14 protein-coding genes and 1 pseudogene are annotated in these 16,440 nt (G+C 72.5%); 7 read left to right on the top strand and 8 right to left on the bottom strand.

Going from position 1 to position 16,440, the window contains the following annotated elements:
• Window positions 1–8 precede the first annotated feature (8 nt).
• The 4 genes from H629_RS0107900 to H629_RS0107920 all read right to left on the bottom strand — a co-directional run bounded on the left by H629_RS0107900 (window position 9) and on the right by H629_RS0107920 (window position 5,858).
• Window positions 9–1,001: a C-terminal binding protein gene (locus H629_RS0107900; RefSeq protein ID WP_024356744.1), complete on the bottom strand. Its 993-nt coding sequence runs from the start codon at window positions 999–1,001 to the stop codon at window positions 9–11.
• Window positions 998–2,641 (bottom strand): thiamine pyrophosphate-dependent enzyme, encoded by a 1,644-nt coding sequence (locus H629_RS0107905; RefSeq protein WP_024356745.1) that lies wholly within the window; start codon window positions 2,639–2,641, stop codon window positions 998–1,000. The genes H629_RS0107900 and H629_RS0107905 overlap by 4 nt, the downstream gene beginning before the upstream one ends.
• 115 nt (window positions 2,642–2,756) lie before the next feature.
• The gene (locus H629_RS0107915; protein WP_024356746.1) at window positions 2,757–4,118 is read right to left on the bottom strand and encodes an MFS transporter; all 1,362 of its coding nucleotides are present in this window, start codon (window positions 4,116–4,118) and stop codon (window positions 2,757–2,759) included.
• A gap of 69 nt (window positions 4,119–4,187) precedes the next feature.
• Window positions 4,188–5,858 (bottom strand): amidohydrolase, encoded by a 1,671-nt coding sequence (locus tag H629_RS0107920; RefSeq protein WP_024356747.1) that lies wholly within the window; start codon window positions 5,856–5,858, stop codon window positions 4,188–4,190.
• 196 nt (window positions 5,859–6,054) lie between these two features.
• Here H629_RS0107920 and H629_RS0107925 point away from each other — a divergent pair, with 196 nt between their 5' ends.
• Window positions 6,055–7,017 carry an Lrp/AsnC family transcriptional regulator gene (locus H629_RS0107925; RefSeq protein WP_076623969.1) on the top strand — a complete coding sequence of 321 codons (963 nt, stop codon included), beginning with the start codon at window positions 6,055–6,057 and terminating at the stop codon, window positions 7,015–7,017.
• A 25-nt stretch (window positions 7,018–7,042) separates the two neighbouring features.
• On the opposite strand, the pseudogene H629_RS14120 reads toward H629_RS0107925, so the two are convergent.
• Both H629_RS14120 and H629_RS0107935 read right to left on the bottom strand, forming a co-directional pair.
• Window positions 7,043–8,721, bottom strand: a pseudogene (locus H629_RS14120) (FAD-binding dehydrogenase).
• 60 nt (window positions 8,722–8,781) lie between these two features.
• Entirely contained in the window at window positions 8,782–9,465 is a 684-nt protein-coding gene (locus H629_RS0107935) for a lysophospholipid acyltransferase family protein (RefSeq protein ID WP_024356749.1), read from the bottom strand.
• A gap of 164 nt (window positions 9,466–9,629) precedes the next feature.
• Between H629_RS0107935 and H629_RS0107940 the strand changes: the two genes are divergently transcribed.
• From H629_RS0107940 to H629_RS0107960, 5 genes are read left to right on the top strand one after another with little or no spacing between them, the layout of a single operon-like run.
• Entirely contained in the window at window positions 9,630–10,442 is an 813-nt protein-coding gene (locus H629_RS0107940; protein ID WP_024356750.1) for an ABC transporter ATP-binding protein, read from the top strand.
• Complete coding sequence (locus tag H629_RS0107945; RefSeq protein ID WP_024356751.1) at window positions 10,439–11,080, top strand: ABC transporter permease; 642 nt, start codon at window positions 10,439–10,441, stop codon at window positions 11,078–11,080. The genes H629_RS0107940 and H629_RS0107945 overlap by 4 nt, the downstream gene beginning before the upstream one ends.
• On the top strand, window positions 11,077–11,889 hold the full coding sequence (locus H629_RS14125; RefSeq protein ID WP_024356752.1) for an ABC transporter permease: 813 nt from the start codon (window positions 11,077–11,079) through the stop codon (window positions 11,887–11,889). The genes H629_RS0107945 and H629_RS14125 overlap by 4 nt, the downstream gene beginning before the upstream one ends.
• Window positions 11,886–12,833 (top strand): ABC transporter substrate-binding protein, encoded by a 948-nt coding sequence (locus tag H629_RS0107955; RefSeq protein ID WP_024356753.1) that lies wholly within the window; start codon window positions 11,886–11,888, stop codon window positions 12,831–12,833. The genes H629_RS14125 and H629_RS0107955 overlap by 4 nt, the downstream gene beginning before the upstream one ends.
• A 40-nt stretch (window positions 12,834–12,873) precedes the next feature.
• Entirely contained in the window at window positions 12,874–14,355 is a 1,482-nt protein-coding gene (locus H629_RS0107960) for a mycothione reductase (RefSeq protein ID WP_024356754.1), read from the top strand.
• A gap of 9 nt (window positions 14,356–14,364) precedes the next feature.
• Here H629_RS0107960 and H629_RS0107965 read toward each other — a convergent pair whose 3' ends face one another.
• Together H629_RS0107965 and H629_RS0107970 are read right to left on the bottom strand one after the other, a co-directional pair.
• Entirely contained in the window at window positions 14,365–14,784 is a 420-nt protein-coding gene (locus H629_RS0107965; RefSeq protein WP_024356755.1) for an NUDIX hydrolase, read from the bottom strand.
• 42 nt (window positions 14,785–14,826) lie between these two features.
• Entirely contained in the window at window positions 14,827–15,711 is an 885-nt protein-coding gene (locus H629_RS0107970; protein ID WP_024356756.1) for a nitrilase-related carbon-nitrogen hydrolase, read from the bottom strand.
• A gap of 148 nt (window positions 15,712–15,859) precedes the next feature.
• Here H629_RS0107970 and H629_RS0107975 point away from each other — a divergent pair, with 148 nt between their 5' ends.
• Complete coding sequence (locus H629_RS0107975) at window positions 15,860–16,435, top strand: DUF4916 domain-containing protein (RefSeq protein ID WP_024356757.1); 576 nt, start codon at window positions 15,860–15,862, stop codon at window positions 16,433–16,435.
• The last annotated feature ends 5 nt before the right edge of the window (window positions 16,436–16,440 follow it).

The following is a 16,440-nucleotide window of genomic DNA, read 5'->3' on the forward strand; positions in this document are numbered from 1 at the left end:
GGCATGGATCACGCCGGGTGGTTGACCGGCGAGTCCGGCGTGCCGGTCTCGAGCAGAGAGACGGCGTTCTGCGCCTGGATCCGCACGTACTCGATCTCGGTGCGCGCCGAGAAGTAGGCGATGTGCGGGGTGAGCACCACGTCGTCGCGGCCGAGCAGCGGGTGACCGGGCTCGGGAGGCTCCTGATCGAGCACGTCGAGCGCCGCCCCCGACAGCTGCCCCGAGTCGAGCGCGGCGGCGAGCGCGTGCGAGTCGATCAGCCCGCCGCGGGACACATTCACGAGCACGGATCCGCGCGGCATCGCCGCCAGGAACTCGGCGTCGACCATGCGCTCCGTCTCCGGGGTGAGCGGCAGGTGCAGGGAGAGCACATCGGCCGTCGCGCGCACCTCGTCGAGGCCGGCGCGCCGCACGCCGAGCGCGTCGAGCTCTGCGCGCACCTCGGGGGTGTCCGGCAGCATCGGGTCGTAGCCGACGATCGCGCCGAAGAGCGGGGCCGCGAGCCGCACGAGCTCGCGGCCGATCTTGCCGAGCCCGATGACCCCGAGCGTGGTTTCGCTGAGGCGGGGAGGCGCAGCGGGGGATCGGTCGTTCCAGTCGGCCGGGGTGGCGGAGGCGGTGTAGAAGGGGAGCTGACGCACGCTGCTGAGCAGGATCGCGAGCGCGTGCGCGGCGACCTCTTCGGTGGCGGCGCCGGGCACGTTCGTCACCCAGACGCCGCGCTCGCTCGCGGCCTCGACGTCGACGTAGTCGAAGCCCATCGACATGAGCGACACGATCCTGAGCGACGGCAGCGCCTCGATGACCTCGCGGGTGACGGCGGCGTAGCCGGGCAGAAGCGCGACGGCGCCCTGCGCGCCCGCGATGATCTCGGCGGGGTCGCGGGTGCCGAGCACGCGCACCTCGAAGCCGTGCTCCTCCAGCAGCCGGATGCCGGCCGAGGGGTCGGTGTCGTCGATGTCGGTGTAGACGGCGAGGGGTCGCCCGGCTTCGGCGCTCATGCGGCGGCCTCCTCGCCGAGGTCGAAGGAGGCCTGCTCGATGTGGATCAGCTGCAGGCCGCCCTCGTGCACGGCCGCGTCGATGGCGTTCGCGAGTTCTCGGGGGGTGGCGGCGCTGCGGCCGCGGCCGCCGAACGCCGCGGCGACCGCGACCCAGTCGGGTTGGGCGAGGTCGACGCCGACCGGCGCGATACCCGCGTCGGCCTCGTTCTGCTTGATCTCGGCGTAGCCGCCGTTGTCGACGACGATCACGGTGACGTCCTCGCCCTGCTCGATGACGGTGATGAACTCGTTCATCGAGAACATGAGCGCGCCGTCGCCGGTCACCACGAAGGCGGGGCGGTGCGGGGCCGCGATGCGACTGCCGAGGGCCGCCGGCAGGCCGTAGCCGAGCGTCGCGTAGGTGGCCATGTAGGGGGTGGAGTTCGGCTCGGACACGCGCAGGGCGTTGAGCAGCCCCCAGTAGGCGATCTGCGATGAGTCGGTCGCGACGATCGCGTGCTGCGGCAGCGCGGCCGCGATGCGCTCGGCGAGGGCGGTGTTCTCGGCCGACAGCTCGGCGGACTCGGCGCGCGCGGCGGCGATGCTCTCGCGCACTCGGGCGGCCGCGAGCTCGGCGCGGTCGGCCCCGGCTTCGCCCTCGGGCAGCGCCCGGAGGATCGCGGCGAGTGCGGTGGCCGCGTCGCCCACGATCCCCACCTCGGCGGCCTGGTTCTTGTCGATCTGCGAGGCGAGCAGGTCGACGCGGATCACGGCGCCCTCGGCGTCGAGCCGCGGCACCCACAGCTCGGCTTCGCCGAGCTTCGAGCCGACGACGAGCAGCACGTCGGCCTCCTGCGCGATCCGACGCCCCGCGGCGAGCCGCAGGTTCGAGCCGACCGCGAGCGGGTGGTGCTCGTCGAGGACGCCCTTCGCGTTGAGGGTGGTGACGACGGGTGCGGCGATCCGCTCCGCGAGCGCGCGCAACTGCGCAGCTGCCTGGCGCGATCCGCCGCCGGCGAGGATCGCCGGGCGTTCGGCGCGGGCGAGCAGCGCGGCGGCCGCCGCGACGGCCTCGGCCGCGGGTTCGGCTGCTGCGGCGGGCTCGCGCGGGGCTGTCGCCGTGGCGGGCAGCGCGGTCTCCTGTTCGAGCACGTCGAGTGGGATCTCGAGGTAGACGGAGCGGGGGCGGGTGGTGGCGAACAGCTCGAAGGCGTCGTGGATCGCGGCGACGGCCTCCTCGGCGGAGGTCGCGCGGCGCCCCCACTCGACGATCGCCGAGGCCGCGCCGAGCTGGTCCTTGGTCTCGTGCAGGGTGCCGACGTCCGCGAACTCGGCTCCGAGCGCGGGGCCGGGCGAGATGACGATCATCGGGCGCGACTCGCAGTAGGCGGTGCCCGCCGCGGAGAGCGCGTTGAGCAGACCCGGGCCGCTCGTGGTGATGACGACGCCGGGCAGGCCGGTCTGCAGGGACCAGCCGTCGGCGCCGTAGCCCGCGCCCTGCTCGTGCCGGGTCGTGACGGGGCGGATCCCGAGCGCGCCGAGGGGTCGGTAGAGCTCGAGGTTGTGGGTGCCGGGGATGCCGAAGACGGTGTCGACGCCGTAGCCGCGGAGGGTTTCCATGACGACCCAGCCGGTCGTGCGCTTGGGGATGGTGTCCATGCTGTTCCTCGAGTTCGTGGGTTGTGCGCCGAGAGGCGGATTTCGCAGCGGGAGCGCGCGATGCTGCGGCGAAATCCGCCTCTCGGCGGGGGTGGAGCGGGGGTGGAGCGGGAAATTAGGGGGTCTGGGGATCCCGCGTGTCGATCGTGGTGGTGTCGAGGCGGGGCCGGAAGGATCCCGTGACCGGGGCCGCGTCGGAGTGCTGCGGCGCGAAGCGCACGCCGATGAACGCCGACACGGTGAGCACGCCGAAGAACGCGACGACCGACCAGAAGTTGCCGTCGGTGACGATGAGCAGCGTCGACGCGATCGCGGGCGAGAGGCCGCCCCAGACCGCGGCGCCGATGCCGTAGGAGAGCGACATCGAGGTGTAGCGCGACTGCGGGCGGAACATCTGCGCCATGAGGGTCGAGAGCGGAGCCCAGGCGCCGCTCAGCGTGACGCGGATCAGGATCACGAAGAGCCAGATCAGCCCCACGTTCTTCGCCTGGATCGAGAGCACCAGCGGGATGATGACGATGAACGACGGGATGATGCCGAGGTACATCACCGTCTTCGCGCCGATCTTGTCGCCGAGGGCGGCGATCGGCAGGGTGACGAGAAATTCGACGAACGAGGCGATCGTCATGGCGCCCAGGATGATCGAGGGGTCGAGTCCGATCTCGGGGGTGTCGGCGTAGTTCTGCACGAAGGTCGTGGCGATCACGTAGCCGCCCGACGACATCGCGATGATGCAGAAGCCGAGCAGGATCGGCAGCCAGTTGTTCTTGAGCGCGAACAGCAGCGGCGTCGACTGCTCCTGCCCCTCGATCTTCGCCTCGAACACGGGCGTCTCCTCGACGCGGTAGCGCACCCAGAAGCCGACGGCGATGAGGACGATGCTGAACAGGAACGGCACGCGCCAGCCCCAGCTGAGCAGCGCGTCCTCGCCGAGCGCCGAGAGCGCCCAGAACGCGCCGGTCGCCATCATCGCGCCGAGCGGGTTGCCGACCTGGGTGAAGCCGCCGTAGAACGTCTTCCACTTCGCCGGCGCGCTCTCGACGGCCATGAGGCTGGCGCCGCCCCACTCGCCGCCGACCGCGAGCCCCTGGGCCATGCGGCACAGGATGAGCAGGATCGGGCCCCAGATGCCGATGGTCGCGTAGCCGGGCAGCACGCCCACGAGGGTGGTGGCGACGCCCATCAGGATCAGGGTGATCGTGAGCGCGGGCTTGCGGCCGAGTTTGTCGCCGATGTGCCCGAAGACGATACCGCCGATGGGCCGCATGAAGAAGGCCACGGCGTAGGTGCCGAAGGAGGCGAGCGTCGCGAGCGCCGGTTCGGCCTCGGGGAAGAAGACGTGCGGGAAGATGATCGCTGCCGCGGTCGCGTAGACGTAGAAGTCGTACCACTCGATCGAGGTGCCGACGAGGGCGGCCATGCCGCCTCTCAGCGCGCGTTTGTGGGAGTTCGGCGCGGCGGCCGTGGACGTGGACATGTGAGCTCCTTTGCTGGATGCCGGGGGGTGGTGGGCCGGGGCGGACGCGTCCGCCCCGGCCGGGAAGGGTCAGCGGGCGAAGACGCGCTCGCCGCCGACCCAGGTCTCGGTCACGGCGAGCTGCGCGAGCTCGGGGACGGGGGTGGTGTGCGGGTCGCGGTCGAGCACGGCGAAGTCGGCGCGCTTGCCGGTCTCGATGCTGCCGAGCTCGTCTTCGCGGCCGAGCGCTCGGGCCGCCGAGATGGTGTGGGCGCGCAGGGCCGTGTCGAGCGAGACGGCGAGGTCGTCGGGCCCGAGCTGCGTGCCGCGGCGGGTGACGCGGGAGACGGCGGCCTGGACGGCCTCCATCGGACGCGGATCGGCCACGGGGGCGTCCGAGGAGATCGTGACCGGCACCCCGGCCCGTTCGAACTCGCCGAGGGGGTTGAAGCGCTCGCCGGGGGTGCCGACGGCCTGCTCGACGCCCTCGCCCCAGTTGTAGTGATGCTGGGGCTGGTTGACCGGGTAGATGCCGGCCTTCGCCATGCGCGCGATCTGCTCGGGGGTGGGCAGGCCGCAGTGCTCGATGCGGTGGCGGGCGTCGGGGTCGGGGCGGTCCTCGAGGGCGGCCTCGATCGCACCGATCACCATCTCGAGCGCGGTGGGCGACTGCGAGTGCGTGGCGGTCTGCAGACCGACTCGGTGCGCCTTGCGGATCAGCTCGGCGTAGTCGCCGGGCTCGTGGTAGAGCTGACCGGTGCGGCACGGGTCTCCCACGTAGCCGTCGGGGAAGTACGCGGTCCAGCCGCCGAGGGTGCCGTCCGAGTAGAACTTGATGCCTGCGAAGCTCAGGTGCTCGTTGCCGAACTGGCCGTGGAGGCCCATCTCGATGGCCTCGTCGAGCAGGTGGGAGAGCAGGTACATGCTCACGCGCACCTTGAGGTCTCCCGATTCGGCGAGCCGCAGGTACATGTCGAACTCGCGTCGGCTGACCTGCGCGTCGCCGATGGTCGTGACGCCGCCCTCGAGGAAGTTCTGCTGTGCCGCGGCGAGCTGGCGCTTGTGCTCCTCGGGCTCGTCGGCGAGGTGGAAGTTGGGGCCGTGGTGCCCGATCTTCACGCCTTCGAGACCGGTGAGCACGTTGCAGGCGGCGTCGGAGAGTTCGCCGGTGAGCTCGCCGTCGGCGTCGCGGAAGAACTCGCCGCCCTTCGGGTTCGGGGTGTCGCGGTTCACGCCGTGCAGCTCGAAGGTGTACGAGTTGACGACACCGCCGTGACCCGAGGCGTTCATGAGGTAGACCTCGCGGTCGGTGGCGACCTCGTCGAGTTCGAAGCGGGTGGGGTGGCGGCGCTCGGCGAGGTTGCGCTGCTCGTAGCCGTAACCGCGGATGGGGCGGCCGGCGGGCAGCGTCTTCGCGGCCTCCTGCAGCAGTGCGATGATCTCGGGGATCGAGCCGGCGCGGTCGGGGCCGCAGTCGACCCAGCTCATCATCTGGCCGAGCATGAGGGGGTGGGCGTGCGCGTCGATGAAGCCGGGCACCACGACGGCGTCGCCGAGGTCGACGAACTCGGGGGCGAGCGCGCTCACGGCGGCCGCGGCGGCGCGGCATGCGTCGATGGTGCCGACGTGCGCGAAGCGGTCGCCGATCACGAGGAATGCCTCGGGTGTGCTGCCGGCCGCGTCGAGCGCGTCGATGCGTGCGGCCGTGATGATCTTCGGTGCGGTGGGGGTCGGTGCCTGGGTGAACGCGAGCTTGCGCACGGTGAACTCCTTCGTCTCGAATCGCTCCGAGAGTACGCGCATTTTTCAGGCGGGGAAAGCAGAAAAAGTGTGAAGATCCGTGTGGTGAATGATATGTCGATGAGTCGCGGCATTTTCGCGTGAGAATGCGTGTCAGATTAGGGTTTGAGTGCTGATATGAGATGAATGGCGCGGCCGGTCTGGCATGATCGGGAGCATGGACGATTTCGATGAGGACCTGATCCGCGCGCTCCAGCTCGACGGCCGCGCGCAGTTCTCAGCGCTCGCCGCGCAGCTCGGCGTGCACCGCGCCGTGGTCGCGCAGCGCGTGCACGATCTGCTCGCCTCGGGCGAGATCCGCATTCTCGCGGCGGTGCACCCGCGAGCGGTCGGGCTGCCCATCCAGGCGAACCTGCAGCTGCGCATCAGCGGCCCGACCTCCCCCGTCTTCGAGCGGATCCGAGAGCTCACGAACGTTGTGTTCCTCTCCGAGATCACCGGCCGGTCGCAGGCCGTGGTCGAGGTCTGGGCCGCCGACCGCGAAGACGTCGCGCGTTCCATCCGCGCGATCCAGGCGATCGACGGCGTGCTCGAGATGCAGTTCTCGCTCTACGATCGCGTGCTGCGTCGGCTACGGCTCGGCGAAGACCCCGAGGTGACCGATCTCGTCTTCGACGACTTCGACATCGCGCTCATCGCCGAGCTGCAGCTCGAGGGACGGCTCACCTTCGGCGAGCTCGCCCGGCGCACCGGCCGGTCGGCGTCGGCGTGCCGGGCGCGCGTGCTGCGGCTGCTCGACTCGGGGGTGATGCGGATCGGCGCGGTGCGCAGCCGTCGCAGCGCGACGAGCTCGGTGCTCTCGGGAGTGGGGATCGTGCTCCGCGGCGACCCGGCGGACACGGCCGCGGCGGAGGAGCTGCTGCTCGGCATCCCCACCATCGAGTTCGCCGCCCGCACCCTCGGCCGCTACGGTCTCATCGCGACGATCGCGGCTCGCTCGCTCGCCGATCACACCGACATCGTGCGGGCGATCCGCGCGCACCCGGGGGTGCACGTGGTCGAGACCTGGGTGCACGCCTTCGTCTGGCTGGAGCGCTACGAGTGGAGCCTCGACCGTCTGGAGCGCAATCGCCAGGCGCGCCCGGCCTCCTCGGGGCTCGCAGCGGCCGGCGCCGAGTGAGCCGCGGCTCGCACCCGGCCCGCGCTCAGCGCACCGACTCGGCCGCCGCGCGGCCCGCGGCTCTGCCCGAGAACAGGCAGCCGCCGAGGAAGGTGCCCTCCAACGCGTTGTAGCCGTGCACCCCGCCGCCGCCGAAGCCGGCCGCCTCCCCGGCGGCGAACAGGCCCGGTACCGGCTGCCCGTCGGCGCCGAGCACCCGCGAGTCGAGATCGGTCTGGATGCCGCCGAGGGTCTTGCGGGTGAGCACGTGGAGCTGCACGGCGACGAGCGGCCCGGCGGCGGGGTCGAGCAGGCGGTGCGGTGGGGTGGTGCGGGTGAGCCGATCGCCGAGGTAGCGGCGCGAGTTGCGGATGCTCATCGCCTGCGCGTCTTTCGAGAAGGGGTTGCGCATCTCGGCGTCGCGCTCGCGCACCACTCGCTCGACCGCCTCGGCCGAGAGCAGCGGTTCGGCGGTGAGCGCGTTCATCTTCGCCACGAGCTCGGGCACCGTGCCCGCCGTGACGAAGTCGGCGCCCCGGTCGATGAACGCCTGCACCGGGCCTGGCGCCCCGCGCCCGAGACGGGTCTGCAGCAGCAGTCTGCGGTCGCGGCCCGTGATGTCGGGGTTCTGCTCGGATCCCGATAGCGCGAACTCCTTGGCCGCGATGCGACTCGTCACGATGAACCACGAATGGTCGTGCTCGGCGAGGTCCGGCCGGGTGCGCAGCAGGCGCAGGGTCGCGAGCGTGTCGTGGCCCGGAAGGCCGGGAGGCGGCAGGCGCCGCCCCAGTGCGTCGAGCCAGAGCGGCGACGGCCGGGCAGGATCCGGATCGCGTGCCCCGGCCACACCGGGTTCCAGTTGCGCACCCCCTCCGTGTAGTGCCACATGCGGTCGCGATTGACGAGGCGGGCCCCGGCCTGCTGCGCGATCCCGATCATGCGGCCGTCGACGTAGGCGGGGACGCCCGTCACCATCGCGCGCGGCGGGGTGCCGAGCCGTTCCGGCCAGAACTTCCGCACCAGCTCGTGGTCGCCGCCGATGCCTCCGCTCGCGACGATCACCGCCCCGGCCCGCAGCTCGAAGTCGCCGACGACCTCGCGCGAGGAGACCGCGCCCCGCGCATTCGAGTCGGGCGCGAGCACGCTGCCGCGCACCCCGACCGCCTTGCCGTCCTCGACGAGGATCCCGTCGCAGCGGTGCCGGTGCAGCAGCCGGGTGCGCCCCTCGGCCTCGGCGGCCTGTGCGGCGGAGGTGAACGGCCCGATCACTCCGGTGCCGGTGCCCCACGGCACGTGGAAGCGGGGCACCGAGTTGCCGTGGCCGCTCGCGGTCAGGTCGCCGCGTTCGGCCCAGCCGACCACGGGGGTGAGCTCGATCCCGGCCTCCCTGATCCACTCCCGCTTCTCGCCGGCCGCGAACTCGACGTAGGCCCGGCCCCAGCGCTCGGCCCACTCGTCTTCGGGGTGGTCGCCGTCGAGACGATCCCAAGCGGCGCTGCCGCGCCAGTCCTGCCAGGCGAGATCGAAGGAGTCCCGTACGCCGAGCCGGCGCTGCTCCGGCGAGTCGACCAGGAAGAGGCCGCCGAACGACCACCACGCCTGACCGCCCAGATCCTGCGGACCCTCCTGGTCGATGACCACGGCGCGCAGCCCGGCGCGGTGGATCTCGCGTGCGGCGACGAGGCCGGAGAGCCCGGCCCCCACGATGATGACGTCAGTGTCCATGCCCTCATTGTGCCTGCTTCGGCGATGCCGGCACAGGGGCGCCCGCGGAGGCCGCTCGCGTCAGGCGCCTCGGCCGCCCGTCGCGTGATCGTCGGCGAGGTGCTGCCCGGTGAGGGCGTGGATCGCCGCCATGATGCGCTCCGTCGCCTCGCGGCGGGCTCGGCCGCGCGGCAGCTCGGCGAGATCGTCGAGCGCGACCGGTGCGCCGAAGCGCAGCTCGACGCGATCGGGGCGACCCGTCGCCGGGTTGCGCAGCGCGCGGTTCGTGCCGATGAGCCCCACCGGAACCACTGTCGCGCCCGTCTCGAGCGCGAGCCAGGCGGCGCCGGCCCGGCCGCGGTAGAGCCGGCCGTCGCGGGAGCGGCTGCCCTCGGGGAACACCGCGAACACGCTGCCCGCAGCGAGCACTTCGCGCCCGGCGTCGAGCGCGTCCTGCGCGGCCGCCGATGCCTCGCGATGCACGGGGATCGCGCCGATCTGCCGGAAGAACCAGCCGCCGATGCGCGACTCGAAGAGCGACGCCTTCGCGAGGAACTGCACCTTGCGGGGCGAGAACGAGGGGATGAGGATCGTGTCGAGGCCCGAGAGGTGGTTGCTCGCGAGCAGCACTGCCCCCTGCGCCGGTACGTGCTCCCGCCCGGACACGCGGGGCCGGAAGCGCAGGCGCAGCAGCGGGCGCAGCACCGCGCGGCCGATGAAGAACACAGGGCCGGGGCGCGCGACGGATCCGCTCCTTGCAGTCACCCTCCGAGCCTACTCCCGATCCGAGAAGCCCTGATCTGCGAAGCCCCGCGCCCGCATACACCCCGGCGGGCTCGGCTGGCAAGGCCCCGTGCGCCGTGCCGGGGCGGCCGTTAGGGTGGGGTGAGCGCACGCACCGTGCGCCCGACCTCACAGGAGGTGCCGCCGTGATCGAGTTCGAGCGCGTGTCCAAGGCCTACCCGGGCGGCGCCGTCGCGGTGCGAGATTTCTCGTGCGTCATCCCGTCACGCCGCTGCGCGGTGCTCGTCGGCTCTTCCGGCTCGGGCAAGACGACGCTGCTGCGCATGGTCAACCGCATGGTCGACCCGAGCGAGGGCCGCGTGCTCATCGACGGCGAGGACGTGCGCGAGCGCAACCCCGTCGAGCTGCGCCGCGCGATCGGCTACGTCATGCAGCACGGCGGCCTGCTGCCGCACCGCACCGTGCGCGACAACGTCGCCACGGTGCCGATCCTGACGGGCGCGTCCCGCCGCGAGGCCCGCGCCGCTGCGGGTGCGCTGCTGGAGCGCGTCGGGCTGGATCCCGCACTCGGCGACCGCTACCCGGCTCAGCTGTCGGGCGGCCAGCAGCAGCGCGTCGGCGTGGCGCGGGCGCTCGCCGCCGACCCCAACATCCTGCTCATGGACGAACCGTTCGGCGCGGTCGACCCGATCGTGCGCCGCGAACTGCAGCGCGAGCTGGCGCAGTTGCAGGCCGAGCTCGGCAAGACGATCGTGTTCGTGACGCACGACGTCGATGAGGCCTTCCTGCTGGGCGACGAGGTGATCGTGCTCGAGGGGGAGGGGCGGATCGCGCAGCAGGGATCCCCGTCCGAGATCTTGGCGGATCCGGCGAGTGATTTCGTGCGCGACTTCGTGGGCGCCGACCGCGCCGAGCGCCGTCTGCGCCCGGTCGAGGTGGGCGGTCGCAGCGTCGCGGTCGACGGCACGGGCCGGCCGGTGGGGGTGCTCGACGGGTGAGCTGGCTGCTCGCGAACTGGGGGACGGTGGCCGGGCTCGCGCTCGATCATCTGCTGCTGAGTCTGCCCGCGATCCTGATCAGCGTGCTGGTGGCCGTGCCGATCGGCCGTCTCGCGTTCCGGCGGCCCCGCATCGGCGGCCCGCTGCTCACGGTCGCGACGCTCGCCTACGCGATCCCGGCGCTGCCGCTGCTCATCATCGTCCCCGCGATCGCGGGCACGCCGCTGCGGTCTTGGCAGACGATGGTCATCGCGCTCTCCGTCTACGGGGTGGCGCTGCTGGTGCGCACCGCCTGCGACGCCTTCTCGGCCGTCGACCCGCAGTTGCGCGACGCGGCCGTCGCCACCGGCTACTCGCCGCGGGGCCTGTTCTGGCGGGTCGATCTGCCGCTCGCAGTGCCGGTGCTGATCTCGGGTGCGCGGGTGGTCACCGTGTCGACGATCAGCCTGGTCACGCTCGGTGCGCTCATCGGCGTGCCGGGCCTCGGCTCGCTGCTCACCGACGGCTTCCAGCGCGGGATCGCGGCCGAGGTGTGGACCGGCGTGATCGCGACCGCGCTGCTCGCGCTGCTGCTCGACGCCGTCGTGCTCGGGATCGGCCGCGCGGTCGCCCCCTGGACGAGAGCGGCGCGCGCGTGACGCCCGCGGCGCTCGGACTGTTCGGCGACGCCCTCGCCTGGCTCGCCGATCCCGCCCACTGGGCAGGTGCCGGCGGGATCCCGAACCGCGCACTGCAGCACCTGGGGGTGACGGCGCTCGCACTCGTGATCGCCGGCGTCGTCGCGCTGCCCGCGGGCGTGCTCATCGGGCACACGCGGCGCGGGTCCGGCCTCGTCGGCGGTCTCACGGGCGCGGCGCGCGCGCTCCCCACGCTCGGCCTGCTCACGCTCTTCGGGCTGGCGTTCGGCATCGGGCTGACCGCGCCGCTGCTCGCGCTCGTCGTGCTCGCGATCCCCTCGCTGCTCGCGGGCGCCTATGCCGGCGTGCAGGCGATCGACCCCGCCGTGCCCGCCGCCGCGCAGGCGGTGGGCTTCAGCCCGGCGCAGGTGATCCTGCGCGTCGAGCTGCCGCTCTCGCTGCCCGTCATGGTCGGCGGGATCCGGGCCGCGACGCTGCAGGTCGTGTCGACCGCCACCCTTGCCGCGTACACCGCCGATATCGGGCTCGGCCGCTATCTGTTCTCCGGCCTGAAATCGCGTGACTACGCCCAGATGCTCGCCGGCGCGCTGCTCGTCGTCGTGCTCACCCTGCTGCTCGAACTGCTGCTGGCCGCCTGCCAGCGCGCCGCGACGGCGCGCTTCGGGCGGCCCGGATCGCGGATCCGCCGTCGCGCGTCGCGCTCCGGCGCCGCGACCGAATCGGCACCGCCCGGCTCGACGACCCCGGTCGCGCCCCCGGGCCCGACCCACCCTGCCTCACCCGCTGAACGAGAGGAAGCCAGATCATGAACCGACGCCCCCACTCCCGCCGCGCCCCGTGGCGTCGCGCCGCGCTCGCCGCGGGCGCCGTCGCGCTCTCGGCGACGCTGCTCACCGCCTGCGGAGGCGGCGATCCGCTCGCGGAGTCGGACCCCGCGACCCCTGCGACCGGCGATGCCATCGTGATCGGCTCGCAGGACTACTACTCCAACGAGATCATCGCCGAGGTCTACGCGCAGGCGCTCGAAGCGGGAGGCTACGACGTCGATCGGCAGTTCCGCATCGGGCAGCGCGAGGTCTACCTGCCCGAGCTCGAAGCGGGCTCGATCGACCTGTTCCCCGAGTACACCGGCAATCTGCTGCAGTACTGGGAGCCCGACACCGAGGCGCGCCTGAGCGATGACGTCTACACCGCGCTCACGGAGGCCGCCCCGGACGGTCTGCGCGTGCTCGATCAGGCCCCGGCGACCGATCAGGACTCGTACACGGTGACCCGCGAGTTCGCCGAGCAGTGGAAGCTGAAGAACGTCGAAGACCTCGCCGGAGTGGACGCACCGCTCACGATCGGCGCCAACTCCGAGGCCGAGACCCGACCCTACGGCCCGCAGGGCCTCGCCGACGTGTACGGCGTCGACGGCGTCGGCTTCACCCCCATCGAGGACGGCGGCGGCCCGCTCACCGTGAAGGCCCTGCGCGACGGGTCGATCCAGCTCGCCATCATCTACACGGCGGATCCCACCGTCGCCGAGAACGACCTCGTCGCGCTCGAAGACACCAAGGGCCTCTTCCTCGCCTCGCACGTCGTGCCGCTCGCGAGCGACCGCGTCGACGAGGGCGCGGAGCAGATCATCAACGAGGTCAGCGCCGCGCTCACCGCCGACGACCTGATCGCGATGAACGGTCGCAGCGTGAACGACGAGCTGGCCGCCGACCGCATCGCGGGCGACTGGCTGGCCGAGAAGGGTCTCGTCTGAGGGGAGCCGCCCGACCCGGGGGTCTGAGAGGATACGAGCTATGAGCACCGTCAGCGTGGATCTCGCGATCATCGGTTCCGGGTCGGGCAACTCGCTCGTCACCCCGTTCTGGGACGACAAGCGGGTGGCGATCGCCGAGCAGGGCGTCTTCGGCGGCACCTGCCTCAACGTGGGCTGCATCCCCACCAAGATGTACGTGCGGCCGGCCGCTCTCGCCCGCACGCCGGAGGAGGCGGCCAGGCTGGGCGTCGATCTGCGGTTCGAAGGCGCCGACTGGCCCGCGATCCGCGACCGCATCTTCTCGCGCATCGACGCGATCTCCGCCGCGGGCGAGCGCTACCGCGCCGACGAGCTCGACAACGTCGAACTGGTCTCCAGGCGGGTGCGCCTCGACGGGCCGCGCGCCTTCGTCGTCGACGGCAGCGACGCGATCTCCGCCGCAGGCGGCGATGCGGCTGTCCGCGATGCCGTCAGCCGGGTCGAGGCGCAGCAGCTCGTGATCGCCGCGGGCTCGCGGCCCGTGATGCCCGACATCCCCGGCATCGACCTGCCGGGTGTGCACACCTCCGACACGGTGATGCGCATCGACGCGCTGCCCGCGCGCGTGATCGTGATCGGTGGCGGCTACATCGCGTGCGAGTTCGCCGCCATCTTCTCGGGGCTCGGATCCGAGGTCGTGCAGCTCGTGCGCGGCGACCGGCTGCTGCGCCGCCTCGACGACGAGATCGCGGGGTGCTTCGCCGCGGAGGCGGAGAAGCGCTGGGAGGTGCGGCTCGGGAGCACTGCGAGTTCGATCTCCGAGGATCGCGCGGGCGGGCTGCGCGTGGAGCTGGCGGGGTCCGCGGCGGCCGTGCCGGGGCGGGCCGAGCCGCTGCGGGCCGACATCGTGCTCGTGGCGATCGGGCGGCGGCCCAACTCAGACCTGGTGGGGGCGGCCGAAGCCGGCCTCGACCTGCACGCGGACGGGCGGATCGCGGTCGACGAGTACCAGCGGGTGCTCTCGGGCGGATCGCCGGTGCCCGGCGTCTACGCGCTCGGCGACGTGTGCTCGCCGTTCCAGCTCAAGCACGTTGCGAACCACGAGGCGCGGGTGGTGGCGCACAATCTGGAGCACCCGCACGAGCTGCGGCGATCCCGGCACGAGGCGGTGCCCGCGGCCGTGTTCAGCGATCCCGAGCTCGCCCAGGTCGGCCTCACCGAGAAGGAGGCGGCGGAGGCCATCGGGGCCGAGCACGTCACGGCGAAGGTGCAGCGCTACGGCGACACGGCCTACGGCTGGGCGATGGAGGACGGCACCGGCGTGTTCAAAGTGGTCGCCGATCGCCGCGACGGGCGCATCCTCGGGGCGCACGCGATGGGGTATCAGGCCTCCAACCTGATCCAGCTCGTCGTGATGGCGATGAGCTTCGACGTCGACGCCCGCACGGCGGCGCGAGGCCAGTACTGGATCCACCCGGCCCTCATGGAGGTCGTCGAGAATGCGCTGCTCGGCCTCGAGACGCCGCAGGGCGACGCGCTCTGACGGCCCCGCTCAGTGCGCGAGGAGCGCGGGGAAGACGAAGTCGGTGTTGAGCGGCGCCATGTCGGCGCGCTCGGCCGTCGGATCCACCCACTCCAGGTGCTCGATCTCGGCCCGCGGCTCCGCGCCGGCCGCCGCCGCCACGAAGGGGTGCTCGAACACCGACGCCTCGACGGTGTGACCCGGTTCGTTGGCCGCGACGGCTCGGAACACGCCCAGGGCGCGCAGCCGCTCGCGGTCGAGCGCGATCCCGAGCTCCTCCTCGAATTCCCGCACCGCGGTGTCGCGCGGATCCTCGCCGGCCTCGTGCTTGCCGCCCGGCAGCATGAGCGCAGCGGTGCCGCGCTTGCGCACGTTGAGCACCCGCCCCGACTCGTCGCGCATCACGACGGCGCTCACGCGGATGAGGAGGGGGTCTGCTGCAACGGTCACCCGACGAGCCTAACGCCGCGTGCGCCGCTGCGCAGCCGGGCGTCAGCCGCGCGGCTCTGCCGAGGGATCGGGGGAGAGCGCCGCGTACGCCTCCGCGCTCAAACGGTCGGCGATGACGGGGAACTCGCCGCGCACCTCGGCGACCCGCCCCGCATCGACCTCGACCACGAGCACCTCCTCGCCGTCGCCGCACTCGGCCACCACGCGCCCCGAGGGGTCGACGACGCGGCTGAAGCCGCCGAGCGTCACGGCACCCTCGCCCGCGCCCTGCGTGCCGCAGGCGTTGCAGGCCAGCACCCACACCTGGTGCTCCACCGCGCGGGCCTGGGTCAGCAGGCGCCAGTGCTCGCGACGCGCGGCGGGCCAGGCGGCCGGCACCACGACCGTCTCGGCGCCCCGAGCGCTCAGCTCCTGCCACAGCCCAGGGAAGCGCAGGTCGTAGCAGGTGGTGCTCGCGGTCTCGCCGAGCGGGCCGGGCACCACGCTCAGCGAGTCGCCGGGGCGCAGCAGCTGCGACTCGAGCGACTGATAGCCGAAGACGTGGATCTTGCGGTAGACCTGGGCGATCCGCCCGTCGGCGCCGACGAGCACCGCCGTGTTGCTGAGCGCGCCGTCGGCGCCGCGCTCGACGATGCTGCCCAGGTGCACCGCGGATCCGAGATCGCGGGCCACGCGCCGCGCCATCTCGACGGTCGGCCCGTCGAGGGTCTCGGCGCGCTCCTCGTAGCGGTCGAACGCGAAGTAGCCCGCGCTCCACAGCTCGGGCAGCACGAACAGGTCGACGCCCTCGTGCTGGCGCAGCAGCTGCTCGACGCGCTCGATGCGCTCGGCGGGCGTCTCCGAGTCGGGGCTCGCCACCTGCACGATGGCGATGCGGCGGATCCCGGCAGAGCTCTCCGGGCGGTCGTGCGGCGTCGTCGCGTTCATGCCCTCAGCCTAACGACCGCCACAGACCCGTCATTCTGGAATCGGGGTCACTTTTTGCCGTGTCGCATCGAGCGACACGGCAAAAAGTGACCCCGATCGCGGAAGAAGATGCGGATCGCGGGCGACCGACGGGTGCAAGAATGGCAGCATGAGCATCGACACGGCCGAGCTGCCCGAGCCCGAGGGACCGGAGGATCGCCCCGCTCCGGCCGGCAACCCCGGCTGGCTGAGCGATGACGAGCTGCGCTTCGTGCGGGGCCGGCTGCCGGTAGTGTACGTCGAGGCCGTGCCGGTGCGGGTCGACGGACTCGGCAAGATCACCGAGGTCGGCCTGCTGCTGCGCAGCACCCCCGAGGGCGTCCTCACGCGATCGCTCGTGTCCGGCAGGGTGCGCTTCGGCGAGACGCTGCGCGAGGCGCTCTTCCGCCACCTCGAGAACGACCTCGGCCCGATGGCGTTCCCGCAGATGCCCACCACCCTCGTACCCGTGCAGGTCGCCGAGTACTTCCCGATGCCGGGCATCTCCCCGTATGTGGATGAGCGCCAGCACGCGGTGTCTCTGGTCTACGTGGTGCCGGTGACGGGCACCTGCAACCCGCGCCAGGACGCGCTCGAGGTGACCTGGATGTCGCCCGACGAGGCGGTCTCCCCGCAGACCCTCGACGAGCTGCCCGACGGGCGCGGCCGGCTGCTGCGCGACGCGCTCGCCGCCGGAGGCTGCTGACCGCC

Origin of the sequence: Leucobacter chironomi DSM 19883, assembly GCF_000421845.1 — a bacterium.
Taxonomy (GTDB): Bacteria; Actinomycetota; Actinomycetes; order Actinomycetales; family Microbacteriaceae; genus Leucobacter; species Leucobacter chironomi.